Annotated in this window: 24 protein-coding genes; 11 read left to right on the top strand and 13 right to left on the bottom strand. The window is 66.0% G+C overall.

From position 1 onward, the window contains the following. Positions 1–367: 367 nt before the first annotated feature. The 4 genes from ACZYZF_RS16435 (at position 368) to ACZYZF_RS16420 (ending at position 5,485) form a co-directional block, all read left to right on the top strand. Positions 368–1,918, top strand: a complete 1,551-nt coding sequence (locus ACZYZF_RS16435; protein ID WP_463836293.1) for an arylsulfatase — start codon at positions 368–370, stop codon at positions 1,916–1,918. A 144-nt stretch (positions 1,919–2,062) separates the two neighbouring features. Beyond that, positions 2,063–3,616, top strand: coding sequence for an arylsulfatase (locus tag ACZYZF_RS16430; RefSeq protein ID WP_463746302.1), 1,554 nt, complete (start codon positions 2,063–2,065; stop codon positions 3,614–3,616). A 3-nt stretch (positions 3,617–3,619) separates the two neighbouring features. Continuing rightward, complete coding sequence (locus tag ACZYZF_RS16425) at positions 3,620–4,519, top strand: HAD family hydrolase (RefSeq protein ID WP_463836292.1); 900 nt, start codon at positions 3,620–3,622, stop codon at positions 4,517–4,519. Between the two features lie 78 nt (positions 4,520–4,597). Continuing rightward, complete coding sequence (locus ACZYZF_RS16420; RefSeq protein ID WP_463836291.1) at positions 4,598–5,485, top strand: formylglycine-generating enzyme family protein; 888 nt, start codon at positions 4,598–4,600, stop codon at positions 5,483–5,485. Here the strand turns inward: ACZYZF_RS16420 and ACZYZF_RS16415 are convergent. After that, the gene (locus ACZYZF_RS16415) at positions 5,482–6,048 is read right to left on the bottom strand and encodes a TetR/AcrR family transcriptional regulator (RefSeq protein WP_463836290.1); all 567 of its coding nucleotides are present in this window, start codon (positions 6,046–6,048) and stop codon (positions 5,482–5,484) included. The genes ACZYZF_RS16420 and ACZYZF_RS16415 overlap by 4 nt on opposite strands. A 165-nt stretch (positions 6,049–6,213) precedes the next feature. On the opposite strand from ACZYZF_RS16415, the gene ACZYZF_RS16410 reads away from it, so the two are divergent. Beyond that, complete coding sequence (locus ACZYZF_RS16410; RefSeq protein ID WP_463836289.1) at positions 6,214–7,413, top strand: cytochrome P450; 1,200 nt, start codon at positions 6,214–6,216, stop codon at positions 7,411–7,413. 12 nt (positions 7,414–7,425) lie between these two features. On the opposite strand, the gene ACZYZF_RS16405 is transcribed toward ACZYZF_RS16410, so the two are convergent. Next, positions 7,426–7,701 carry a hypothetical protein gene (locus ACZYZF_RS16405; protein WP_463746297.1) on the bottom strand — a complete coding sequence of 92 codons (276 nt, stop codon included), beginning with the start codon at positions 7,699–7,701 and terminating at the stop codon, positions 7,426–7,428. A gap of 397 nt (positions 7,702–8,098) precedes the next feature. Between ACZYZF_RS16405 and ACZYZF_RS16400 the strand changes: the two genes are divergently transcribed. The 4 genes from ACZYZF_RS16400 (at position 8,099) to ACZYZF_RS16385 (ending at position 12,132) form a co-directional block, all read left to right on the top strand. Next, on the top strand, positions 8,099–9,178 hold the full coding sequence (locus ACZYZF_RS16400; RefSeq protein WP_463836288.1) for an NAD-dependent epimerase/dehydratase family protein: 1,080 nt from the start codon (positions 8,099–8,101) through the stop codon (positions 9,176–9,178). Beyond that, the gene (locus tag ACZYZF_RS16395; RefSeq protein ID WP_463746295.1) at positions 9,175–9,948 is read left to right on the top strand and encodes an SDR family NAD(P)-dependent oxidoreductase; all 774 of its coding nucleotides are present in this window, start codon (positions 9,175–9,177) and stop codon (positions 9,946–9,948) included. Before ACZYZF_RS16400 ends, ACZYZF_RS16395 begins: the two co-directional genes overlap by 4 nt. A 31-nt stretch (positions 9,949–9,979) precedes the next feature. Further along, positions 9,980–10,828 (top strand): SDR family NAD(P)-dependent oxidoreductase, encoded by an 849-nt coding sequence (locus ACZYZF_RS16390; protein WP_463836287.1) that lies wholly within the window; start codon positions 9,980–9,982, stop codon positions 10,826–10,828. Positions 10,829–10,893: 65 nt separating this feature from the next. Continuing rightward, entirely contained in the window at positions 10,894–12,132 is a 1,239-nt protein-coding gene (locus ACZYZF_RS16385; RefSeq protein ID WP_463836286.1) for an AI-2E family transporter, read from the top strand. Here ACZYZF_RS16385 and ACZYZF_RS16380 read toward each other — a convergent pair. Next, positions 12,107–12,910 (bottom strand): dienelactone hydrolase family protein, encoded by an 804-nt coding sequence (locus ACZYZF_RS16380; RefSeq protein WP_463746292.1) that lies wholly within the window; start codon positions 12,908–12,910, stop codon positions 12,107–12,109. The two genes, ACZYZF_RS16385 and ACZYZF_RS16380, sit on opposite strands and share 26 nt — an antisense overlap. 23 nt (positions 12,911–12,933) lie before the next feature. Then, a complete protein-coding gene (locus ACZYZF_RS16375; protein ID WP_463746291.1) occupies positions 12,934–13,572 on the bottom strand; it encodes a DUF4245 domain-containing protein in 639 nt (212 codons plus the stop codon). A gap of 55 nt (positions 13,573–13,627) precedes the next feature. Here ACZYZF_RS16375 and glpX point away from each other — a divergent pair, with 55 nt between their 5' ends. Then, the gene (glpX, locus tag ACZYZF_RS16370; protein WP_463746290.1) at positions 13,628–14,656 is read left to right on the top strand and encodes a class II fructose-bisphosphatase; all 1,029 of its coding nucleotides are present in this window, start codon (positions 13,628–13,630) and stop codon (positions 14,654–14,656) included. Between the two features lie 18 nt (positions 14,657–14,674). Then, on the top strand, positions 14,675–16,090 hold the full coding sequence (locus tag ACZYZF_RS16365) for a class II fumarate hydratase (RefSeq protein ID WP_463836285.1): 1,416 nt from the start codon (positions 14,675–14,677) through the stop codon (positions 16,088–16,090). A gap of 87 nt (positions 16,091–16,177) precedes the next feature. Here the strand turns inward: ACZYZF_RS16365 and ACZYZF_RS16360 are convergent, their stop codons facing one another. From ACZYZF_RS16360 to ACZYZF_RS16320, 9 genes are all read right to left on the bottom strand, one after another. Continuing rightward, complete coding sequence (locus ACZYZF_RS16360; protein WP_463836284.1) at positions 16,178–17,899, bottom strand: sensor histidine kinase; 1,722 nt, start codon at positions 17,897–17,899, stop codon at positions 16,178–16,180. Positions 17,900–17,906: 7 nt separating this feature from the next. Beyond that, positions 17,907–18,551 carry a hypoxia response regulator transcription factor DosR/DevR gene (dosR, locus tag ACZYZF_RS16355; RefSeq protein ID WP_463746287.1) on the bottom strand — a complete coding sequence of 215 codons (645 nt, stop codon included), beginning with the start codon at positions 18,549–18,551 and terminating at the stop codon, positions 17,907–17,909. A gap of 10 nt (positions 18,552–18,561) precedes the next feature. Next, positions 18,562–19,008: a universal stress protein gene (locus ACZYZF_RS16350; RefSeq protein ID WP_463836283.1), complete on the bottom strand. Its 447-nt coding sequence runs from the start codon at positions 19,006–19,008 to the stop codon at positions 18,562–18,564. A 9-nt stretch (positions 19,009–19,017) separates the two neighbouring features. Continuing rightward, positions 19,018–19,998 (bottom strand): Acg family FMN-binding oxidoreductase, encoded by a 981-nt coding sequence (locus tag ACZYZF_RS16345; protein ID WP_463836282.1) that lies wholly within the window; start codon positions 19,996–19,998, stop codon positions 19,018–19,020. A 77-nt stretch (positions 19,999–20,075) separates the two neighbouring features. Further along, a complete protein-coding gene (locus tag ACZYZF_RS16340) occupies positions 20,076–20,960 on the bottom strand; it encodes a polysaccharide deacetylase family protein (protein WP_463836281.1) in 885 nt (294 codons plus the stop codon). Between the two features lie 72 nt (positions 20,961–21,032). After that, the gene (locus ACZYZF_RS16335; protein ID WP_463746283.1) at positions 21,033–22,346 is read right to left on the bottom strand and encodes a PhoH family protein; all 1,314 of its coding nucleotides are present in this window, start codon (positions 22,344–22,346) and stop codon (positions 21,033–21,035) included. A 200-nt stretch (positions 22,347–22,546) separates the two neighbouring features. Next, complete coding sequence (locus ACZYZF_RS16330; protein ID WP_463746282.1) at positions 22,547–23,374, bottom strand: acyl-ACP desaturase; 828 nt, start codon at positions 23,372–23,374, stop codon at positions 22,547–22,549. A 76-nt stretch (positions 23,375–23,450) separates the two neighbouring features. Further along, positions 23,451–24,914 (bottom strand): glycine hydroxymethyltransferase, encoded by a 1,464-nt coding sequence (locus ACZYZF_RS16325; protein WP_463746281.1) that lies wholly within the window; start codon positions 24,912–24,914, stop codon positions 23,451–23,453. A 71-nt stretch (positions 24,915–24,985) separates the two neighbouring features. Then, entirely contained in the window at positions 24,986–25,309 is a 324-nt protein-coding gene (locus tag ACZYZF_RS16320) for a hypothetical protein (RefSeq protein ID WP_463836280.1), read from the bottom strand. Positions 25,310–25,421: the final 112 nt, after the last annotated feature.

Here is a 25,421-nt window from a genome sequence, read left to right as displayed (position 1 = left end):
CCCTGAACCCATTGCGTCACAGTTCCGCGAGCGACTCGTAGCCGAATGGCGCACCTAGCCATCGGCAGTGCTCCTGCGACAACCAGAGCAACCCAGACGTCGCCCGGACAGTCGGCACGGGTCGAACCCACGATCCCGACAGAATATCCAGCCTGCACCAGGATTCGAGGCCATCTGCCGGTCAACAGATGTTCGTGTCGGCGTTGCCGGACGATATTTGCTTGGACAACAAGGCAATACGTCCGACGAAAGTGAACGCCTCGGTAAATATCCGCTGAGAAGCGTGGTGAAGTCCACCGGCGGCCCACAAAACCACATACCGTCGGTCAGAGACCGAAAAGTCGGGGATGAACAGGAGGACCGCACCATGCCCAACGGCAAGCCGAACATCCTGGTGATCTGGGGCGACGACATCGGAATCAGCAATCTCAGTTGCTACAGCGACGGATTGATGGGCTACCGCACCCCGAACATCGACCGCCTCGCCAATGAGGGCATGCGATTCACCGATTCCTACGGCGAGCAAAGCTGCACCGCGGGCCGGGCCGCATTCATCAGTGGACAGAGCGTGTACCGCACCGGAATGAGCAAAGTCGGGATACCCGGAGCCGACATCGGTTGGGCCGCCGAGGATCCGACGATCGCAGAGTTACTCAAGCCGTTGGGCTACGCCACCGGACAGTTCGGCAAAAACCACTTCGGCGACCTGAACAAGTACCTGCCGACCGTGCACGGCTTCGACGAATTCTTCGGGAATCTCTACCACCTGAACGCCGAGGAGGAACCCGAAAGCTACGACTACCCGCACGAAGACCGGTATCCCAGGCTCTACAAGTTGGCCAAGCCAAGAGGTGTGCTGAAGTGCAAGGCCACCGACGAGGTATCAACCGAAGCCGATGACCCCAAATACGGGCCGGTCGGAAAGCAGACCATCGAGGACACCGGCCCGCTGAACACCAAGCGGATGGAGACCATCGACGAGGACATCGCCAACGCGACGGTCGACTACATCAAACGCCAGCATGCGGCGGACAACCCGTTCTTCGTCTGGTGCAACTTCACCCACATGCACCTGTACACCCACACCAAGCCGGAAAGCCGTGGGCAGGCCGGGCTGTGGCAGTCGCCATACCACGACACGATGATCGATCACGACCGCAACGTCGGCACCGTCCTCGACGCCCTCGACGAACTCGGCATCGCCGACGACACCATCGTCATCTACTCCACCGACAACGGCCCGCACCGCAACACCTGGCCTGACGCCGGCACCACGCCGTTCCGCAGTGAGAAGGACACCAACTGGGAAGGCGCCTTCCGCGTTCCGGAGCTGGTCCGCTGGCCCGGAAAGATCAAGGCGGGCACGGTCTCGAACGAGATCATCCAGCACCACGACTGGCTGCCCACTTTGTTGGCCGCCGCGGGTGATCCCGATATCGCGGAAAAGCTCAAGAAGGGCCACAAGGCCGGTGCCGATGGAAACACCGAGTACAAGGTCCATATCGACGGGTTCAACCTGCTGCCCTACCTGACCGGTGAGGAGGAGACCAGCCCGCGGCGCGGCTTCTTCTACTTCTCCGACGACGGAGATCTGGTCGCCATGCGATTCGAGAACTGGAAGATCGTGTTCGCCGAGCAGCGCTGCCAGGGCACGCTGCGAATCTGGGCCGAACCGTTCACTCCGCTGCGGGTACCGAAGCTGTTCAACCTGCGTACCGATCCGTACGAGTACGCCGACATCACGTCCAACACGTACTACGAGTGGCTCCTGCGGCACGACTTCTTCGTGTTCTACGCCACCGCGATGGCCACGAAGTTCCTTGAAACATTTGAAGAATTCAGGCCCCGGCACGCTCCGGCGAGCTTCAGCGTGGATCAAGCCGTCGAGAAGCTGCACGAATTTCTCGCCAAGGACTGACGGGGCTTTTCAGACTTGAATATTCCCTGAGAGGGCGCTCAAGTCCGTCCTCGGCTCTGCCATGGACGCATAACGTCGGGGCCAGGTCGGGAGAACTGGCAGCAGGCGCCACAAACAATCCGATACGAGAGCGAGGCCTGACACATGCCGAACAACCAACCCAACATCCTCGTCATCTGGGGCGATGACATCGGAATCTGGAACCTCAGTTGCTACAGCCGCGGCATGATGGGCTACCAGACGCCGAACATCGACCGCATCGCCAACGAAGGCATGCTGTTCACCGATTCCTATGGCGAACAGAGCTGCACCGCGGGCCGGGCGTCGTTCATCACCGGTCAGAGCGTGTATCGCACCGGCATGAGCAAGGTAGGCATGCCCGGCGTGGACGTGGGACTTCAGAAGGAGGACCCGACGATCGCCGAACTGCTCAAGCCTCTGGGCTATGCCACCGGGCAATTCGGCAAGAACCACCTCGGCGATCTGAACAAGTTCCTACCCACCGCGCACGGATTCGACGAGTTCTTCGGCAACCTGTACCACCTCAACGCCGAGGAGGAACCCGAGCACGAGGACTACCCCACCGCCGAGGAAGCCCCGAAGATGCGGGCCGCATTGCTGCCCCGAGGCGTCATTCACTCCTGGGCCACCGAAGAGGACTCCGGCGAGGTCGACCCGCGGTACGGCCCTGTCGGCAAACAGCGCATCGAGGACACCGGACCGCTGACCAAGAAGCGGATGGAGACCGTCGACGACGAAACAACCTCGGCGTGTGCAGATTTCATCAAACGTCAGCATGAGGCGGACACACCGTTCTTCGTGTGGATGAACCTGACCCACATGCACTTCCGGACCCACACCAAGCCGGAGAGCCGCGGACAGGCCGGCCGCTGGCAGTCGCCGTACCACGACACCATGATCGATCACGACCGCAACGTCGGCACCCTTCTCGATCTGGTCGACGAACTGGGTATCGCCGAGGACACCATCGTCATCTACTCGACGGACAACGGCCCGCACGCGAACTCCTGGCCGGACGGTGCGACCACCCCGTTCCGCAGTGAGAAGGCCACCAACTGGGAGGGCGCCTTCCGCATTCCGGAGATGGTTCGTTGGCCAGGGAAGATCAAGCCGGGAACGATCTCCAATGAGATTGTGCAGCACCATGACTGGCTGCCCACCTTCCTGGCCGCGGCGGGTGATGCCGACATCGTCGAGAAGCTGAAGAAGGGCCATACGGCCGGGGCCGACGGAAAGACCGAGTACAAGGTTCATATCGACGGGTACAACCTGCTGCCGTACCTGACCGGCGAGGTGGACAAGAGCCCGCGGCGCGGAATGATCTATTTCTCTGACGATGGCGACGTGCTGGGCATCCGAGCGGACAATTGGAAGATCGTGTTCATGGAGCAGCGTTGTCAGGGCACGCTGCAGGTATGGTTCGAACCGTTCACCAAGTTGCGTGCGCCGAAGCTGTTCAACCTGCGCACCGACCCGTTCGAGCGTGCGGACGTGACATCGAACACGTACTGGGACTGGATGATTGACCGTCTGTTCCTCATGTTCTACGGCTCCGCGATCGTGACCCAGTTCCTGGAGACGTTCAAGGAATTTCCACCACGTCAGGAGCCGGCCTCGTTCACCATCAATCACGCCGTGGAGGAGCTCAACAAGTTTCTCGCGACCGGAGGCGGCTAGAACGTGACGGAATTGCGTTCCTGGGCCGACGGCCCCACGAAGTCGGCCATCGTCGACTTCGTGGGCCGCGTCACCGAGCGGGTTGCTCCAGAAGAGCGCGTCGCCGTGTTCGACAACGACGGCACGTTGTGGTGTGAGAAGCCGGCCTACATCCAGTTGGATTTCCTGGTCCGACGGCTGGCTGAACAGGCGGCCGCCGACCCGGCACTGGCGGCCAAGCAGCCGTACACGGCTGCGGCTGCCGGGGATCTGGCCTGGTTCGGAGATGCCGTCACCAAGCACTACAACGGTGATGATTCGGCCCTCAAGATCCTTGCCGGAGGCATACTTTCGGCGTACGCGGGCCTGACTGTGGAGGACCACGCCGACCGGATCGCGGCGTTCTTCGCCGCAGCGCAGCACCCCACGCTGAAGCGGCCGTACACCGCGTGCGGCTATCAGCCGATGGTGGAACTGCTGCGTTACCTGGAGGCCAACGGGTTCACCAACTACATCGTGTCCGGCGGCGGGCGTGATTTCATGCGTCCGGTGACGACATCGATGTACGGTGTTCCGCCGGAGCGGGTGATCGGCAGTTCGGTGGGATTGGATTTCGTCGACGGGCAACTCAAGACGACCGCCACACCGGAGTTCCTGAACGACGGACCGGTCAAGGCCGTGCGCATCTGGGGCAGGATCGGCCGGCGGCCGATCTTCGCCGCGGGCAACTCGAACGGCGATATCCAGATGCTCGAGTACACCTGCGCCGGACCCGGTCCGTCGTTGAGCATGCTGGTGCGCCACGATGACGCGGATCGCGAATTCGATTACACCGCAGGGGCGGAGAAGGTACTGGGACTCGCCACCGACCGAGGCTGGACGGTGGCGAGCATGCGTGATGAATGGGCGACGATCTTTGACTGAGTGTGCACTGACGTCATCGTCTCTGCGCCCACGGCGCAAGCGTGCGGGAAATGCTCACCCTCACCGCAGAGTCGACGTATGACCGCAGCGGATATGGTGTGGATTCCGGCGCAGACGGCGATCCTCGGCTCTGACGCGCACTACCCGGAGGAGGCGCCGGCGCGTGAAGTTGCCACGGCGGGATTCTGGATCCAGCGTCACCAGGTGACAAACGCCGAGTACACCGAATTCGTCGATGCCACGGGCTATCTCACGATCGCCGAGCGTCCGGTGAACCCTGATGACTTCCCGGGGGCCCCGCCGGAGAACCTGGTGCCCGGCTCGATGGCGTTCCGCCGCACCGCCGGCCCGGTGGATCTACGGCACATCAACCAGTGGTGGGCATGGACGCCGGGTGCGTGTTGGAACCACCCACGCGGACCCCGCTCGTCACTGAAAGGTCGTGAGCAGCATCCCGTGGTGCACATCGCCTTCGACGATGCCGCCGCCTACGCGGAGTGGGCGGGGCTGGAACTGCCCACCGAAGCGGAGTGGGAGACCGCGGCGCGGGGCGGGCTGGCGGGTGCCGCGTACACCTGGGGCGACGAACCTGAGCAGCCCGGACAGCAGTTGGCCAACTACTGGCATGGCGAATTCCCCTATCTGCCCGAAACCGGCTACGGCACAACCAAACCTGTCGGCAGCTTCGAGCCCAACGGCTACGGCTTGTTCGACATGGCGGGCAACGCATGGGAGTGGACCACCGACTGGTACGGCGAGGACAGAGCCACCACACCGTGCTGCGCTGCAGACACCTATGACCCGAACCAGCCGCAGTTCCAGATCGGGCGCAGAGTCATCAAGGGCGGCTCGTTCCTGTGTGCCGACAGCTACTGCATGCGGTACCGCCCGGCCGCACGGCGGCCGCAGATGGTGGATACCGGTATGAGTCACATCGGCTTTCGATGTGTCCGCCGCGGCGATTAGGTCTGGGCCTCATCGAACGCCGGGGCGACGAACCGCGTCAGCATCTCCTGCTCGGCAGCCTCGTCGACACCCGGCCAGACCAACAGCGAGAGCACCAGTCGCACGACCCAGGCTGCAGCCGCTGGATCATCCTCGCCCAGTCCGGTGAGTTCGGAGGCGAATGCGGCAGGAACCGGCGACTGCGCCAGATCCGCCATCCCACCTCCACTGCGGAGTGAGCCGAGCAGCAGATTGAACATCGGGTCAGCCCGAATACGTTGCAGTGCAACAGTAATTGCGGTCAACATCCGTTGCGCTCCGGTCAGTCCCCCGACCGCTCGACGCACCTCGCCAACGATCGAAGCGGCCAACCGGGCCAGCACCGCATCGCGAATCTGCGCCTTGCCACCCGCATGCCGATAGACCGTCGCACGCGAGCAGTGCACCCGTGCTGCCAGCAGATCGATGTCCAGTGCGTCGAACCCGTCGTGGGCGGCCATCTCGGCCGCCGCGGCGTAGATGCGCTCAGCAGCCTCGACACGTCGGTCTCCCCCGACCAACCAGTCTTCGCGCCCGGGAGACATAGTTGCGAACTTATCGCATCATGAGACAAAACGGCGAATAATTCTCAGCCGCCTAGCAGGTCACCGGCCCGCACTGAGACACCCTCGGAGCGCGAGCCCCAGAGGCGAGTATCAACATCTGCCAGCTTCGTTGACTCGCCGAGAATCGCCAGCCAACCTGGCCAAATGCTCCTGGCACACGAACTGTTCGAGCCCGCCTGCCTGCAGGATCCGTATCCGCTCTACGACCGGTTGCGGGCACACGCACCGGTGGCACGCGTGGGCGACTCGGCGTTCTTCGTGGTGACGTCATTCGACGCGGTCGTCGAGGCCACCGCCCGCACGCACGATTTCTCGTCGAACCTCACCGCGACCATGTGGTCCCAGCCCGACGGCACCGTCTCGGCGTTCGGCATGGGCGAGCCCGGCGGCCCCATCCACGTGCTGGCCACCGCCGACGATCCCACCCACGCTGCCCATCGCAAACTGGTGCTGCCCCGAATGGCAGCCAAGCGCATCTCCGAACTCGAGCCCTTCATCACCGCCACGGCCGCAGACCTGCTCGCCGAGGCCGGCGGGGAGTTCGAGTGGATGTCGGCCCTGGCCGACCGGCTCCCCATGTTGGTGGTCGCGCGGCTGCTGGGCGTGCCGGCCGAGGACGTGGATCGGCTGGTGACGTGGGCCTATGCCAGCACCCAACTCTTGGACGGGCTGGTCGATGCCGACCAGCTGACCGCGTCGGGCATCGCGGCGGTCGAACTCGGCGGCTACCTGACCGAACGGTTCGTCGAAGCTTCGGCAAACCCGGGCGAGAATCTGCTGGGCGACCTGGCGACCTACTGCGCGGCAGAGCGCGTGTCCCGTGACTCGGCAGTGTTCATGCTGATCCAGCTGGTGGGCGCGGGAGGCGAATCGACTGCCTCGTTGATCGGCAGCGCCGCCTGGATTCTGAGCCGGCGCCCTGAGCTCGCCGAAATGCTGCGCCAGGATCCCGCAATGATCACGCCATTCCTGGAGGAGGTGTTGCGGTTCGAGTCCCCGTTCCGGGGCCACTATCGGCATGTACTGGCCGATGCCGAACTCGCAGGCGTCTCACTGCCCGCCGACAGCCACCTACTGCTGCTGTGGGGGGCGGCAAACCGGGATGAGGCAGTGTTCGCGGACCCAGACGAGTTCCGGCTGGACCGACCGAACATCAAGAATCACTTGGCGTTCGGCAAGGGCGGGCACTTCTGCCTCGGGGCCGCACTGGCCCGGCTCGAAGCACGGATCGTGATCTTGTCACTCTTGTCGGCCGGCGGCACCATCTGCCCGGCAGGCGATGCCGAATGGCAACCCAGCCTGTTGGTGCGCCGGTTACGTCAGCTTCCGCTGAGCGTGCGGTGAACTACCCGGAACTCAGGCAGCTTGCGTGTCGAGCGCAATGCTGTCGTCGTCGACGAACACCAGGCCGCCGTCGTCGAGGTTGACTGCCCACCGGCGCGCCGGCTCGACGATTCGCTCACCAGCGACCTCGACAGCGGTCCCGGCCAAGTCGGCGAAATCCTCGACGACCGTGCCGTGCAATTCGTCGTCAGTTCCCGGATACACGACCACCGAGGAACCCACAGCAACCTCTTCGGCAATTTCGCCGGAGTCGCTGTCGTTAACCCCCGTCACGACATCTTCGGACATCCCACACCTCCCCAATTACTGACGCGTGCAACCGAGTACATCACAAACGCCTGCGATTGGCTCACTTTCGCCGATACCTACAGCCACACCTTGCATAGGTCTCGGGCAAATTTCCAAATCCGGTAACGACGACCGTTCCGGCAAATGCGTCACACTCGACGTACAGCATGATTCCGGTCACACTTATCCGCCAACCGTGCCATTGACCAATGCTTTTGAGGCAACCGCAGCAACATTCGCCCTCTCCGGCGCTGCACCAGTACGAGGGCCGTGCCGCCGTTGCTGAGCAACCCCGGGCGAACGGCCCTCGGCGAGGACTCGAACCCTGTCCGGATCGCGGTGACACACACCACACCCCCGTTCGCTAGGGTTGCAACACGTTCTAGCGAGGAGGCCTATGTCCGACGCTGTTTTGGTTACCGGCGCGTTCGGTTTGGTGGGCTCGGCGGTGGTGAAAGCACTGGCCGCCGGCGGACGCACGGTGGTCGCGACCGATCTCGACGTTCCGGCGAACCGTAAGGCGGCTGCCACGCTGCCGGCTTCCGTACAGGTGCGCTGGGCCGATCTGACCGATTCCGCCGCCGTCGACGCACTGGTGGCAGCCGTCGCCCCGGCCGCGATCATCCACCTCGCCGCGATCATCCCGCCGTTCTGCTACATGCGCCGCGGGCTGGCCCGCAAGGTGAACGTCGAGGCCACGGGGTCGCTGCTGCGGGCCGCCGAAGCCCAGCCCACGCCACCCCGGTTCGTCCAGGCCTCAAGCATCGCGGTGTACGGCGCCCGCAATCCGCACCACATCGACGACGTGCTCACCCCCGATACCCCGACCAACGCATCCGACATCTACGGCGCGCACAAGGTCGAGGCTGAAGCCCTGGTCCGGGCCTCGAAGCTGGACTGGTTGATCCTGCGCCTCGGCGGGGTGATGAGCTCGCAGTTCAGCCTCGACATGGACGTCGACCTCATCTCGTTCGAGAGTGTCCTACCCACCGACGGCCGGCTGCAGACCGTCGATGTCCGCGATGTCGCGGCCGCCTTCGTCGCGGCCACCACGGTCCCGACCGACACCGCCAACCACGAGGTGCTGCTGATCGGCGGCGATGCCGAAACGCACCGGCACATCCAGTCCGCAGTCGGTTCGCAGGCGGCCGCGGCGATGGGCATCAAGGGAGGCCTGCCCATCGGCCGGCCCGGCAACCCCGACGATGACGCCGCCTGGTTCGCCACCGACTGGATGGACACCACCCGGGCACAGGAAGCACTCGGGTTCCAGCATCACAGTTGGCCCCAACTGCTGGCCGACACCAGGGCGAACGCCGGGCTGAAGCGCTTCCCGATCGGGCTGGCCGCGCCTCTGATCCGCGCGTTCCTACGGTCGAAGTCGGCCTACAAGGACTACCCCGGGCAGTTGGCCGATCCGTGGAACGCGATCGACAAGAAGTGGGGCGACCATCGACCGGACGGAAATAAGGAATGAGCACTCAACGCGTCGCAATCGTGATCGGCGGGGCCTCGGGGATCGGATGGGCCAGCGCCCAGGCCCTGGCGGCCGACGGCTGCCGCATCGTGGTGGCCGACCGTGACGCCGACGGCGCCGCCGCCCGGGCCGCCCAGCTCGGTGCACCGCACACCAGCTGCTACGTCGACGTCACTGACGAGGACGCGGTACAGAAGCTCTTCGAGGAAGTTGCCAGCGCCGGCTCTGTTGATGTCGTGCTCAACTGCGCGGGGTTCAGTAACGTCGGCCTGATCACCGACCTGGCGGTCGAGGACTTCCGCTCCGTCGTCGACGTCTGTCTCAACGGCGGGTTCATCGTCGCCAAGCACGCCGGCCGGGTCCTGCCCGAAGGCGGTGTCCTGGTATCGATTTCGTCGCTGAACGGGCGTCAGCCCGCCGCCGGTATGAGCGCATACTGTGCGGCCAAGGCCGGGTTGTCGATGCTGACGCAGGTGGCCGCGCTGGAAATGGGGCCGCGTGGCATCCGGGTCAATGCGATCGCGCCGGGATTTGTGAAGACTCCGCTGACCGATCCCGCAGCGATGATCCCCGGTGTGGTCGAGGACTACATCGAGAACACCGCACTGGGCCGCGGGGGAACGCCCGAGGATATCGCTGCCGCCGTGGTGTTCCTGTGTTCACCGCAGGCGTCATGGCTGACCGGCGAGGTACTCGATCTCAACGGCGGCGCGCACCTCAAGCGCTACCCGGACATCCTCGGCCATGTCATGAAGCTGGCCCAGGCTTGAACACCAGCGAGAAGCCGGAGGCGGATCGCGCATGAAGCCGCGCGTCTCCGGCAAGCAGGCGATCGTCACCGGCGCCGGATCCGGTATCGGCGCGGCACTGTGCCGCGCGCTGTCGGCCGCCGGCGCCGAGGTGCTCTGCACCGATATCGACGAGGACGCCGCAGCCCGCACTGCGGCCCCGCTCGGCGCACGGTCAGCACGTCTGGACGTCACCGATGCGGCCGCTGTACAGGCGGCAGTCGACGACGTCGTCGAGCGGACGGGTCGCCTCGACCTGATGTTCAACAACGCAGGCATCGTCTGGGGTGGGGACACCGAACTGCTGACGCTGGACCAGTGGAACGCGATCATCGACGTCAACGTGCGCGGTGTCGTCCACGGTGTCGCTGCGGCGTATCCGCAGATGATCCGGCAGGGCCACGGCCACATCATCAACACCGCCTCGATGGCGGGCCTGGCCGCCGCGGGCCAGCTCACCAGCTATGTGATGACCAAGCATGCCGTCGTCGGGCTCTCGCTGGCCCTGCGCTCGGAAGCGGCCGCCCATGGTGTGGGCGTGCTGGCGGTGTGCCCGGCCGCGGTCGAGACCCCGATCCTGGACAAGGGTGCGGTCGGCGGTTTCGTGGGGCGCGACTACTTCCTTCAGGGCCAAGGGGTCAAGACCGCCTACGACGCCGACCGGTTGGCCGCCGACACCCTGCGCGCCATCGCGCGCAACAAGGCCATCGTGGTCAAACCCCGTCGCGCCCATGCCTCCTGGCTGATCGCCCGCCTGGCGCCGGGCCTGATGCAGCGGCTCTCGATGCGCTTCGTCGCCTCACAGCGGGCCGGCCAGGCCGCCGGCCGCTCGGCGCTGGGCTCCAGCGTCACGCTGGACTGACGCTCAATGCCGACCGTCACGCCGGCGTGACGATAAGGTCAGCCCAACGGCGGGAAGGGTCGGAGATGAAAGACGAGTTCACCCTCACCCAGAAGCGGGCGCTGGCGGTCTTCACCGTGCTCGCCCTGTTGCTCGGGGTGTATTTCCTGCGCAGCTTCTTCGTCCTGATCGTGATGGCCGCCGTCGGCGCCTACCTGTTCACGCCCCTCTACCAACGTTTTCAGCGCCGCTTCGGCACCGGCCTGTCTGCCACACTGACGCTCTTGGTTGCCATCCTCATGGTGATCATCCCGGTGTCCCTCATCGTGTTCATGGCCATCGTCCAGGTCACCCAGCTGGTCAACACGGTCAGCTCCTGGATCGCCGACACCGACATCAGCACGCTCGGCGACCGGGCCCTGCAACTCGTCAACTCCCTGCTGGGACGGGTGCCTTTCCTGGACATCCACCTCACCGCGGATTCGTTGCGCGACACCGTGGTCAAGCTGTCTCAGCATCTCGGCGAATGGCTGCTCGGCATCCTGCAGGGCGCGGTCGGCGGCATGGTCGGCGCCATCACGTCGTCGATCATCTTTCTTTACGTGTTCATCTCGATGCTGGTGAACAACGCTGAGATGGCCACGCTGATCCGCCGGCTGAACCCGCTCGGCGAGGAGATCACCGACCTGTACCTGGCCAAGACCGGCGCCATGGTGAAGGGAACGGTCAAGGGCCAGTTCGTGATCGCGTTCTGCCAGGGCGTGGCGGGGGCCATCTCGATCTACATCGCCGGTTTCCACAACGGGTTCTTCGTCTTCGCGATCCTGCTGACCGCGCTGTCGGTCATCCCGCTCGGCGGCGGCATCGTGACCATTCCGTTCGGTATCGGAATGATGTTCTTCGGCAACATTATCGGCGGAATCTTCGTGGTGGTGTTCCACCTTTTGGTGGTCACCAACATCGACAACCTGCTGCGTCCGTGGCTGGTGCCCAAGGCCGCCCGGCTCGACCCCGCACTGATGCTGCTGGCCGTGTTCGCCGGCATCTCGATGTTCGGCTTCTTCGGTCTGGTGATCGGGCCGGTCCTGATGATCATCATCGTCACCACCGTCAGCGTGTACCTGGCCGTCTACAAGGGCGTCGAGCTCGAGACCGACGAGCCCGACGAACCGGGCCGGCGGCCATGGCGACGGGTGTGGGAGTGGATCCAGAAACGGCTCGGAGGCAAGGACGATGCACCCCGAGACGTGCCCGAAGCCAAGACGGAAACCGACGCTGAACCGTCAGCCGCACCTCCGCCTAATTCGCGCTCAGACGCGCAGTGAGAAACGCGACCACGCGCTTACGCGCCTCATAGGCCGGATGCCCGTCGACCTCGCGTACCTGGTCGGTCAGCACCGAGTGCGCCGCCGCCGACAGACCGTCGGGGTTGCCCTTCTTCGAGTTGATCTCGATGACCTCGAATGCGTCACCGAGGCGGGCCTTGAGAGTGGCGAACCGCTCCCCCGGAGCCAGCTTGTCCTGGCTGAACCGCAGCGCCAGCGCGCACAGGCCGTCATTGGCGACGCGCTGTTCGATGACCTTGAGCTCGGCCTCCGACATGCCCGGGTCACGTTTCTGCGCCGCGGTCAAGGCCACCGGCACCGACGGCTGGCTCAGCACGGGCGCCAGCACGCTGTCGTCCACCGCGGCGGCAAGCGCGAAACCGCCCGTGAAGCACTGTCCGATGACGCCGACACCCTTACCTGGGGTGTTGGCGTTGAGATCGCGGGCCAGTGCCCGCAGGTAGTGCGCGACGGGCCGGTCGGCGTTGGTGGCGAATGCTGAAAACTCCCGTGTCACACAAGCCTTCACCATGACTCCGATGGCGCCTGGGCGTACCGCGGCCGCGCCTGGGGTGCCGAACAGTGATGGTGCGGCCACCGTGAAGCCGTTGTCCACCAGGTGATTGCCAAGCGCGAGTACGCCGGGATGCAGGCCGGGAATCTCGGGAATCAGGACGACACCGGGGCCTTCGCCCTTGCGGTACACGTCGTACGTCTGATCGGCGGCGGTGAACGGGGTGGCGGTCCATCCGGTGAGATCTGCAACTGGCGACGACAACACGGGCTCCATCCGTTAGTGCGTCACGGCCTCTTGAGCGGCAGCGGCGACTGCTTCTGCGTCGCACTCGCCAGCGTACGGTACTCATCGGTACCAGCGGCGCCCGTAATGGCGACCTGTGCCGGTCCGCTCAGCTTCGTCGTCCACACCGGTTCCGGGTCGCTGCTCTCGTAGACCACCCAGGTCACCCCGTCGACGTCCTGGGTACCCGACGCGTATGCATCCGGTTTGATCGAGGCCACCAGCGCGGCTTCGTCGGCATTGCTCTGGGTCAGGCTCAGGTACTTGCCGTCCGGGGCCAGGTAGCCGATGCGTGAGGCCACCGCACGGCCGTGCTGGCCGTTGGGCAGCGTCGCACCGCCGTCGATGCCGTGGCGACTGCCGGAGTTCGGCTGCCAGCCCTCGGGCAGCTGGGGCATCCGGATGGGGATCTTCAGCGCGTCGGCGTCGGCCTGCAGCGCGGCCGGCGCATCGAATTCCGGGGCCGGGCCACGCCCGGGTCCACCGGCCTGAAACGAGCACATGCCCAGCATCCCGGCCAGTACGATGCAGGCCACGACCAGCGGGGCCATCGACCAGAACATGTCCCGGCCGTCCTGCAGTAACCGCGACTTCGCCGGTTTCGGGACCGGGGTCGGCTGGGAGGTCGGCTCGGAGGACATGCTCGCCAGTATCCCAGCTCCCAAACCCTGACCACGTTCTGGGACAATCTGGGCCATGAGTCCCACGCGGGGAGAAGCCCCGGATCGCAACCTTGCCCTCGAACTCGTCCGAGTGACCGAGGCCGGCGCCATGGCAGCAGGCCGCTGGGTCGGCCGCGGTGACAAGGAAGGCGGCGACGGGGCCGCTGTCGACGCCATGCGGGAGCTGGTCAACTCGGTGTCGATGCGCGGAGTCGTGGTGATCGGTGAGGGCGAGAAAGACGAAGCACCGATGCTCTTCAACGGTGAAGAGGTCGGCAACGGCGACGGGCCGGAGTGCGATTTCGCCGTCGACCCGGTGGACGGCACCACGCTGATGAGCAAGGGCATGCCGAACGCCATCTCGGTTCTGGCGGTTGCCGAGCGGGGCGCGATGTTCGACCCGTCGGCGGTGTTCTACATGAACAAGATCGCCGTTGGGCCGGACTGTGCCGACGCGATCGACATCACTGCCCCGATCGGCGAGAACATCCGGCGGGTGGCCAAGGTGCGTGGAGCCTCGGTGAGCGATCTGACCGTGTGCATCCTGGACCGGCCCCGCCATGCCCAGTTGATCGAGGATGCCCGCGCCGCAGGTGCCCGTATCCGGCTGATCACCGACGGCGACGTCGCCGGCGCCATCTCGGCCTGCCGCCCCAACTCCGGCACCGACATCCTGGCCGGCATCGGCGGCACCCCCGAGGGCATCATCGCCGCAGCCGCGATCCGCTGCATGGGCGGCGCGATCCAGGCCCAGCTGGCCCCGACCGACGACGCCGAACGTCAGAAGGCCGTCGACGCCGGCTATGACCTGGACCAGGTGCTGTCGACCGACGACCTGGTCTCGGGTGAGAACGTCTTCTTCTGCGCCACCGGCGTCACCGACGGCGACCTGCTCAAGGGCGTGCAGTACTACCCCGGCGGGTGTACTACCCAGTCCATCGTGATGCGGTCCAAGTCCGGCACCGTCCGCATGATCGAGGCCTACCACCGGCTGACGAAGCTCAACGAGTATTCCGCCATCGATTTCACCGGCGACAAGACCGCCGCCTACCCGCTCCCGTAATTCGCCAGAAAGGGCAACATGAGCACCGATACCGACGGAGCTGTCGAGTACCGCATCGAGCACGACACCATGGGCGAGGTCCGGGTGCCGGTCAACGCCCTGTGGCGGGCGCAGACCCAGCGCGCCGTGGAGAACTTCCCGATCTCCTTCCGCGGGCTGGAGCGCACCCAGATCCGGGCGCTGGGCCTGCTGAAGGCCGCCTGCGCGCAGGTCAACAAGGACCTGGGTCTGCTGGCCGGCGAGAAGGCCGACGCCATCATCGCCGCGGCCGGCGAGATCGCCGACGGACTGCACGACGACCAGTTCCCGATCGACGTGTTCCAGACCGGCTCGGGCACCAGCTCGAACATGAACACCAACGAGGTGATCGCCTCGATCGCCGCACGCAACGGCGTGACCGTGCATCCGAATGACGACGTGAACATGTCGCAGAGCTCCAACGACACGTTCCCGACGGCCACCCACATTGCGGCCACCGAAGCCGCTGTGCGCCACCTGATTCCGGCGCTCGAGGTGCTGCACGAGTCACTGGCCGCCAAGGCCAAACAGTGGAAGACCGTGGTCAAGTCCGGCCGCACCCACCTGATGGACGCGGTGCCGGTGACGCTGGGCCAGGAGTTCGGCGGCTACGCCCGTCAGATCGAGGCCGGTATCGAACGAGTCAAGGCCACGCTGCCCCGCCTCGGCGAGCTGGCCATCGGTGGTACCGCGGTGGGCACCGGACTCAACGCTCCCGACGGCTTCGGCGCCAAGGTGGTCGAGGTGCTGGTCAACCAGACCGGTCTGGCCGAATTGCGCACCGCCGCAGACTCGTTCGAGGCTCAGGCGGCCCGCGACGGGCTGGTCGAGGCATCGGGTGCGCTGAAGACCATCGCCGCATCGCTGACCAAGATCGCCAACGACGTGCGCTGGATGGGTTCAGGCCCGCTGACCGGCCTCGGTGAGATCCAGTTGCCGGACCTGCAGCCGGGCAGCTCGATCATGCCGGGCAAGGTCAATCCGGTTCTGCCCGAGGCGGTTACCCAGGTCGCCGCACAGGTCATCGGCAACGATGCCGCCGTCACCGTCGGCGGTCTGTCGGGTGCGTTCGAGCTCAACGTCTACATCCCGATGATGGCCCGCAACGTGCTGGAGTCGTTCACCCTGCTGAGCAATGTGTCCCGGTTGTTCGCCGAGAAGTGCATCGACGGCCTGGTGGCCAACGAGGATCACCTGCGCACGCTGGCCGAGTCGTCGCCGTCGATCGTGACGCCGCTGAACTCGGCGATCGGCTATGAGGAGGCCGCCAAGGTCGCCAAGCAGGCGCTCAAGGAGAAGAAGACCATCCGCCAGACCGTGATCGACCGCGGCCTGATCGGCGACAAACTGTCCGAGGCCGAGCTGGACAAGCGCCTCGACGTGCTCGCCATGGCGAAGGTCAAGGACGGCGAGTAACCCCTCACCTTCTCTGCGCGAGCAGACAGAAAACTGCCCATTTTCTTCGGAAGATGGGCAGTTTTCTGTCTGCTCGCCAGACAAACGCTACTCCGGAAGCGGTGCGGCCCAACGCAACACGGTCCCGCCACCGGGCCGGTCGGTCACGATGAACGTGCCGCCCGCACTCAACGCGCGGGCCCGCAGATTCCCCAGCCCGCTCTCGGTGACCTCGGCGGCGATCCCGCAGCCGTTGTCGGACACCTCGATCGACAGGTCGTCGGCCACCTCCACGACGACAGTGAGTTCACTTGCCCCCGAATGGCGGACCGCATTGCTGATCGCCTCGCGCAGCACCGCCTCGGCGTGATCGGCCAGGGTCGCCTCGACCACCGAGAGCGGACCGACGAACCGCGTCCCGATGTGTACCGGCGCGTCGGCGAACTGGGCGATCACCTCATCGAGCCGCTGCCGCAGGCGCGTCGTACCGGCCTGGGCACCGTGCAGGTCGAAGATCGCGGACCGGATTTCCTGGATCACCGCTTGCAGATCGTCGACGGTGTCGGTGAGCCGTCGCTGCACCTCAGGCGACTGCGTCCGCGGGATGGTGCCCTGTAGCGAAAGGCCCACGGCGAAGAGCCGCTGGATCACGTGGTCGTGCAGATCCCTGGCGATCCGGTCGCGATCGGCCAGGATCTCCAGCTCCCGCACGCTGCGCTGCGAGCTGGCCAACTGCCACGCCACCGCGGCCTGGTCGGCGAACGCGGCAGCCATGTCGAGCTGTTCGGCGGTGAAGCACTGGGCTCCGTCGGCGCGCACCGCCACCAGCACACCGGCCACGGTGTCGATGGTGCGCAGCGGCAGCACCAGAGCTGGGCCACCCGAGCCGTCCAGCTCGAGGCGGTCCAGCCGGTGCGGTGTGCCGTCGCGGAACGCCGCGCCTACTGCGTCGTCGGCCGCCTGGTCCAACGGAATCGAGTCGATCGTGGTCGCGCTGCCCGCGGTCGCGGCCACGACGAGAGTGTCGACGTCCCCCGCAGCGACATCGCTGCCGGGCACGGCGACCACGATGCGTTCGGCACCGGTCAGCTTGAGCGCCTCGTCGGCCACCATCCGGAACACCGTGGCCGGATCGGTGCCGCCGAGCAACTCGGTGCCGATGTCGCGGGTGGCCGCGATCCAGGCTTGCCGGTCACGCGACAGCTGGTAGAGCCTGGCGTTCTCCACCGCCACTCCCGCAGCTGCCGCCAGGGCCCCGACGAGCACCTCGTCGTCCTCGGTGAACGGCTGTCCGTTCGTCTTCTCGGTGAGGTAGAGATTGCCGAACACCTCGTCGCGGATGCGCACCGGGACACCGAGAAAGGTCCGCATCGGCGGATGGTTCGGCGGGAACCCGACCGACGCGGGGTGCTGGTGAATGTCCTCGAGCCGGATCGGTTCGGGATCGTCGATCAGCACGCCCAGCACACCGCGCCCCTCAGGCAGATGCCCGATCAGGGCTCGGGTTTCGTCGTCGATGCCTTGATAGACGAACTCCGTCAGCTCATGGTCGTCGCCACGGACACCCAGCGCGCCATAGCGGGCGTCGACCAGCTCGATCGCGGTTCGCACGATGGTGCTCAGTGTGACCTCGAGGTCCAGGCCCGAGGTCACCGCGAGCATGGCTTCGACGAGGCCGTCGATCCGGTCGCGGCCGGTGATGATCTGCTCGACACGGTCCTGGACCTCGGTGAGCAGTTCGCGTAACCGCAACTGCGACAGAGTGTTCCGCAACGACGTGTTGGGCGACTCGTCGTCGGACCCTGCGCCGTGTCCGGTCACCTCAGCCACGCCGGCATCATCGCTGACGATCGCGACGCTCGATGGTGGAAGCGAAGACCGCGGCCTGGGTGCGGCGTTCCATGCCCAGCTTGGCCAGCAACCGCGACACGTAGTTCTTGACGGTCTTCTCGGCGAGGAACATCCGGGCCGCGATCTGCCGGTTGGTCAGCCCCTCCGCCAGCAGGTCGAGCAGCACCCGCTCCTGCTGGGTCAGCCCGGCCAGCGGGTCGGACCGCTCGGCATCGCCGCGCAGTTTCGCCATCAGTGCGGTGGCGGCGCGGTTGTCCAGTAACGACTTCCCGGCCCCCACGTCCTTGATCGCCTGGGCCAGCTCCATCCCCTTGATGTCCTTGACCACATAGCCGCTGGCGCCGGCGAGGATCGCGTCCAGCATCGCCTCGTCAGAGGTGAAAGACGTCAGCATCAGGCAACGCAGATCGGGCATGCGCGACAGCAGTTCCCGGCACAGTTCGATGCCGTTGCCGTCGGGCAACCGGACGTCGAGCACCGCGACGTCCGGCTTCAGGGCCGGCACCCGGGCCAGCGCCTGGGCCACCGAATCGGCCTCGCCGATCACGTCCAGCTCCGGGTCGGCGCTGAGCAGGTCGATCAGCCCACGGCGAACCACCTCATGGTCATCGACCAGAAAGACCCTGATCATTCCCCGAGTCTCACAACCGGGGACGCCGGCCGCAAGTGACCACCGTGCAACCCGAGGAGGCCAACGCGGTCCCCAACTCGGGCGAATCGGACTGGTCGGCACCGAGCACGAGCATCTGGGCCGCCTCCGGGTGTGCCGTCAGGTATTCCGCAGCGCTGCCGTAGCCGTCGATGCTCTGCACATCGAGGTCCGGAAAGCGTTTCAGCGCACGGGCGAGCCGGCGCTCCAGCTGCGCCGCCGACAACCGGTCACGCTCGGCGACAGCGGTCGCGTCGTACATCGCGCGATGCCGGGCTCCCCAGGTCGTCAGCACCCGCAGCGGTGCGCCACGTCCCGCGGCCTCCTCGATCGCGGTGTGCAGCGCGTCGTTGCTGGCGGCGCGGCCGTCGGCTTCGACCACGACGGCCGCACCAGCGGCGGTAGCTGTGGCGGCGGGGGCGATCATGGTGTCGGTCATGGTCATCTCCTATTCGAAGGTCAGGATGGTGTCGACGGGGCGGCGCGCCGTGGGCGGCGGTGCGTCGGTGAGCGTCGGGGCGATGCCGATCCGTACCAGCAGTTGCGGGCAGGCGTCGCGGTCGATCAGGCCGGCGATGATGTCGCGGCTGGCGTGCAACTCGGTCACGTGGCTCACCGGGCAGGTGCTCAGACCCGAGAGCGTGCACTCCAGCAGCAGCGCCGAGAGGGCCTCGCCCGCGTCGAGGGCGTCTACGCGGCTGTACCCGTCAGTGGACAGTACGACCAGCGTGGCTGAATCATCGCGGACGGTGGGCCTCCGATCGCTGTGTGCGGTGACCGGGAAAGTGCGCGCCACTGCCACCCGCTCACTTTCGGCGGCCGAGACCAGGGAGCTCTGCGGGATGCCATCTTCGGTCGCGAACGGCGTTGTCCACCAAGCCAGTTCGGCGTGGTAGGCGGAATCGTAGAGACGCAGTGACTCGGTCAGCTCCGCCGCCTCGGCCACGATGCCACGCATGTCCTCGGCCACCACGTCCAGATGTACCGGGCTGTCGGACATCCGCGCCCGCAACAACGTTTCGAAGGAATCCCAGTCCACGTACGCGGCCATCGGCAGGCGATCGGTGCGCCGGGCCAGGATCGCATCGGCCCGCCTGCGGTGGGCATCGGTGACGAAGTCCATCGGCGAGAACTGAAGCGTCGCCAGATGGTCGAGGTCGTTCGGGTTGGGAAAACGATCGACGGCAGTCTCCCAACCGGCCGCGGCCATGGCGACCCGCAGATGGTCCAGCAGCACACCGCAGCTGATGATCGCTTCACGCGAGGACCGGTCGGTCGCGGTCACCACCCGGTTGGGATCGAGATGAAGATGCAGGCAATCACCTTGGGCCACCAGCCGCCACGGTTGGGTGTTGTGCAGGGAAGGTGCCCGCGATGCCAACTGCACCACACGGGTGAGGGTCGCTGTATCGAACATCGTGTGAGGCATGCTGCAAGCCTCGTCGTGCCCGGGCCCGCCGGTTAGGGTCTTTGGTCCTCAACCCGACGCGATGTGTGTCTCAGTTGTCAGGCACCGTTGTTGGGGCCACCCGAATTCGCCCCGGGGATGTCGGTGATCGGGAAGTTCGGCATCGGCGCAGGCGACGGTGTCGCGGGCAGCGCGGGGATCTCCTCCGGCGGGATGTCCTTGAGCGCCTCTGCCGGCGGCACGGGCGGGCCGTTGTCCCGGCTGCCGTAACTGGTCCCCGGCTCACGCTCACCGAGCATGTGGCTGACGGTCACCAGGTGATAACCGTTCGCCTTGAGTACCGGGATGAACTGCTGCACCAGGTCGACGGTGGACGAGTAGGTGTCATGAAAAAGTACGACATTGTTGGGCCTGATCTGCGTCATCAGCATGTAGCGGGTCGCGGCGATGTTGGCGTCGTTGGCCCAGTCGAACGGGATGACGTCCCAGTTGATGTCGGCCAACCCCTGCTTACGGGCCTCGGCGAGCACCTGGTCGTTGATCAAGCCGCCCGCTGTGCGCACGAGCTTCGGCCGGTGTCCCGTGGCCTTCTCGATGGCGTCGCTGGCCTTGCTGAACTGCGCCGGGATCTCCTCGGGCGGGATGGTCGTCATGTTGGGGTGTTCCCAGGTGTGGCTGCCCAGCTCCATCCCGGCCTCGACCACCCGCCTGGCACCCTCGGGATTGGCGGCGACCTTGTTGCCAATCTCGAAGAATGTGGCCTTGGCGTCGTTGTCCTTGAGGATCTGCAGGAGCCGGTCGGTGTACGGGCCGGGGCCGTCGTCGAAGGTCAGTGCGATGCACTTCTCCGTCGCGCAGTCCACGTGATCGGGGTCGTCCCGGCGTATGTGCCCGGTGAGCACCCCGACCACCAGGACCACGATGGCGGCGGTCACGCCGACTACGGTCCACCGCCACGCCTGACTATTGGGTAGCCTCGCCACCCCGGCAGCCTACCGGCCTGCGATTTGTGTGCGTTTACCGGCGGTGAGCGCCGGTAAACGCACACAAATCACTCAGGGCAGGGCGCCGGGACTGAACTCCTCCAGCATTTCGGTGACCAGCGCGGCGATCGGCGAGCGTTCGCTGCGCTGCAACGTGATGTGGGCGAACAAGGGGTGGCCCTTGAGCTTCTCGATCACCGCCGCGACGCCGTCGTGGCGGCCCACCCGCAGGTTGTCCCGTTGGGCCACATCATGAGTGAGCACCACTCGCGAGCCCGCTCCCAGCCGCGAGAGCACGGTCAGCAGCACGTTGCGCTCCAACGACTGCGCCTCGTCGACGATCACGAACGAGTCGTGCAGCGAACGGCCCCGAATGTGGGTCAGCGGAAGCACTTCCAGCATTCCGCGGGAAAGCACCTCTTCCAGCACCGCCGGGCTCGCCAGCCCCTCAAGAGTGTCGAAGACAGCTTGAGCCCAGGGGCCCATCTTCTCGCTCTCACTGCCCGGCAGGTAGCCGAGGTCCTGTCCACCGACGGCATACAGCGGACGGAACACCACGACCTTGCGCTGGGTCCGGCGTTCGAGTACCGCTTCCAGACCCGCACACAGAGCGAGTGCGGATTTGCCGGTGCCGGCCTTGCCGCCGAGCGAGACGATCCCGACGGATTCGTCGAGCAGCAGATCGAGGGCTACGCGCTGTTCGGCTGACCTTCCCCGGAGGCCGAACACTTCGCGATCACCACGCACCAACTGCACCCGCTTCTCGGCGTTGACCCGGCCGAGCGCCGAAGAGCTGCCACCGAGCAACCGAATTCCGGTGTGGCAGGGCAGATCCCGAGCTTCTGCGACATCGATCTCGCCGTCGGCGAACAAGGTGTCGATTTCCTCGGCCGCCACGTCCAACTCGGCCATGCCGGTCCAGCCGGACACCACGACATCCTGTGCGTGATACTCGTCGGCAGCCAGGCCAACCGCGCCGGCTTTGACCCGCAGCGGGATGTCCTTGCTCACCAACGTAACTCGCTTACCCTCTGCAGCGAGGTTGGCTGCGCAGGCCAGTATCCGGGTGTCGTTGGTGTCGGTGCGGAAGCCCGCGGGCAGGACTGACGGGTCGATGTGATTCAACTCGACCTGCAGCGAACCGCCTTCTGCCCCAACGGGAATCGGCTGATCCAGCCTCCCGTGCTCAAGCCGCAGATCGTCGAACATCCGCAGCGCCTGCCGGGCGAACCAGCCCAGCTCGTGGTGATGCCGTTTGGCCTCCAGCTCGCTGATCACGACCAGCGGGACCACCACTTCGTGCTCGGCGAACCGGTTGCATGCCCATGGATCGGACAGCAACACGGACGTGTCGAGCACATAGGTACGGACAGGCGAATCAGTCACGTGGCGCTCCTAGAACCCGCGCGGCCCCACACGAGTTGCTCGGTGGACACTGCGGCACCAGGACCGGAGCCGGTCCTCTCGTGATCTAACCGATCGGTACCGTCCGGACAGCAGAGCATGTCGCTAGCCATCGGATTTGACGCTACTCCCGCCGCGGCGGGGTTGCTGGCTGGCGCGCCGCGTGTATGACGCCCGGCGCGTTACGTGTTGATGAACTCCTGGAGTTGGGGTTCATCGGCCAGCCCCCAGGCGGTGATCCGGTCGGAGATGACCTTCGCCAGAGCTGCCTTGTCGAAGATGCCGGACTGGGCCACCAGGGCGACCTTGTCCTGGTAGGCGTCGATGTCAGCGCCGATCACATCGAGCTCACGGGCGCGGGCGGCAACGGCCGCGACAGTCTCGTCGCGGTGGGTGCCCAGCAGGTGCGACACGAGGTTGGCGAAGAACAGCTCGTGGCGCTCCTCGTCGCGGACGATGCGGTCGACCATCGCGCCCAGCACCGGCTCGGTGACCTGCGCCCGCAGGTTGCGGGTGAACACCGCGTGCGCGCGCTCGAAGAACGCCATGAACACCAGCGTCTCGATCTGGCTGTAGCTGTCGGCGCGGTAACCCTTCATCACGTGCTCGACGCGGACGTCCTCGTTTGCCGTCGGGTCGATCTCACGGGTGACGACGAGGTAGTTGCGCAGCGCGACGGCGTGCAGGTGCTCCTCGGCCGTCCAGCGGCCCAGGAACCGGCCCCACTTGTCCTCGAGAATGAAGTGCTCGACGAGCTCGCGGTGATATCCCGAGAGGTTGTCCTTGGTGATCAGCAGGATCTCCAGGGCGTCGGTGACGGTCTTGGGCAACGTCACCTGCGAGGGATCCCAGTCCTGGCCACCGAGGAAGGCGAAGTTCTCGCCCTGGTCGAACGGCACGTAATCGTGCGCGTACCAGAGATCCTCGGTATCCAGGTGGCGACGCAGCTCGGCCTCGACAACGGGCTCAAGCTCCAAGGTCAGCGCATTAGCGACAGGTTTCTGTGCCATGAGGTAACTGTAACCCGGGTTTACAGGTTTCTGAAACTCAGCCCACTGTGATTCCGACGGCCCCGCTCAGCCCCGATCAGAGGGTCAGGCCCGGATACAGCGGGTTGGCATCGAGCAGCTCGGCCGAGGCCGCGTGCACGCGCTCGGCGGTGCCGTCGGCCAGCTTGTACTTGGCTTTTGACGTCCCTTCGGGCTGAGTGTTGGACAGCACCTCGACGATCAGCTCGGCGACGCGATCGAAGTCGTCGGCGCCGAATCCGCGGCTCGTCAGCGCCGGGGTCCCCAGCCGGATGCCGCTGGTGTACCAGGCGCCGTTGGGGTCGGCCGGGACCGAGTTGCGATTGGTGACGACGCCGGCGTCCAGCAGCGCGGACTCGGCCTGCCGGCCGGTCAGCCCGAACGAGCGCACGTCCAGCAGCACGATGTGGTTGTCGGTGCCACCGGTGACCAGACCCGCGTCACGTTTGACGAAGCCGTCGGCCAGCGCCTGCGCGTTGTCGGCGACCTGCTGGGCGTAGGACTGGAACGCCGGCTGGCGCGCCTCGGCCAGGGCGACGGCCTTGGCCGCCATGACGTGGCTCAGCGGCCCGCCCAGCACCATCGGGCAGCCCTTGTCGACGGCCGGCGCGAACTCTTCGGTGGCCAGCACCATGCCGCCACGCGGACCGCGCAGCGACTTGTGGGTGGTGGTCGTGGTGACGTGGGCGTGCGGCACCGGGTTCTCGTCACCGGTGAACACCTTGCCCGCCACCAGGCCGGCGAAGTGTGCCATGTCGACCATGAGGGTGGCGCCGACCTCGTCGGCGATCTCACGCATCTTTGCGAAGTTCACCCGACGCGGGTAGGCCGAGTAACCGGCGACCAGGATCAGCGGCTTGAATTCGCGAGCCGCGGCGGCGACGGCGTCGTAGTCGAGGAACCCCGTCTCGGGATTGGTGCCGTAACTGCGCTGGTGGAACATCTTGCCGGAGATGTTCGGCCGGAACCCGTGGGTGAGGTGTCCCCCGGCGTCGAGCGACATGCCGAGCAGTCGCTGGTTGCCCAGCTTGTTGCGCAGCGTCTCCCAGTCGGCCTCGGACAGGTCGTTGACGTGCTTGGCGCCGAAATTGGCGAGCTCGGGTGCCTCGACTCGAGTGGCCAGAATCGCCCAGAAGGCAACCAGATTGGCGTCGATACCCGAGTGCGGCTGTACGTAGGCGTACGGGGCGCCGAACAGTTCGCGGGCATGCTCGGCGGCCAGGGCCTCGACGGTGTCGACGTTCTGGCAGCCTGCGTAGAAGCGGTGCCCGACGGTGCCCTCGGCGTACTTGTCGGAGAACCAGGTGCCCATGGTGAGCAGTACCGCCGGGGAGGCGTAATTCTCGCTGGCGATCAGCTTCAGCGAATCGCGTTGATCGGCAAGCTCTTTGCGGGTGGCTGCCGCGATCCGAGGCTCGACGGATTCGATGACCTGCAACGCAGCCTGGTAAGCGGCACTTGAGGTGTCGGCGTAATCAGCGCCGGAAGCCGCGGGCAAGGTGGAGGACGGGTCTGCTGCCATGCCTTTTAGCCTAGTCGGAGCGGTTGTGGCCGTTGACCGGACCCGGGCCGGGACAACCGTCGGTGGTCAGATCACTCGGCGGTGTGGTTCCAGGCGCCGCCGGCCTTGCCATTGGCATAGCCTCCGCCCGGCCATCCCTTGCTCCAGTCGTGACCGGCCCAGGCACCTCCGGGCCAACCCGTGCTCCAGTCATGGCCGGCCCACGCACCGCCGGGCCAGGGGCTCACCAGGCCAGGCGTGGGCGGGTCCACCGTCTCGCCATTCAGAATCACGACGGGGTCGGCATTGGCCGCCACCGCGGGTCCGACGAATGCGGCCAGCGACATCGAGCCCGCTGCTACGACCACACCGGCCAGGTACTTGGCCCGGTTCGATTGCGTGCTTGTTGCAGACATGTCGACTCCCTTGCTGCCGCCTGGTTCCGTCGCACGATGCTCAGCAAACACTCTACTCTTCGGCAACAAGCCCGATCAAGCTGTCGGGCGGGTAGGAATCCTTGACCGGCCG

This window comes from Mycobacterium sp. IDUB_24, assembly GCF_055419385.1.
Note: the sequence above shows the minus strand (reverse complement) of the source record. Positions and strands in the feature narration are given on the sequence as shown.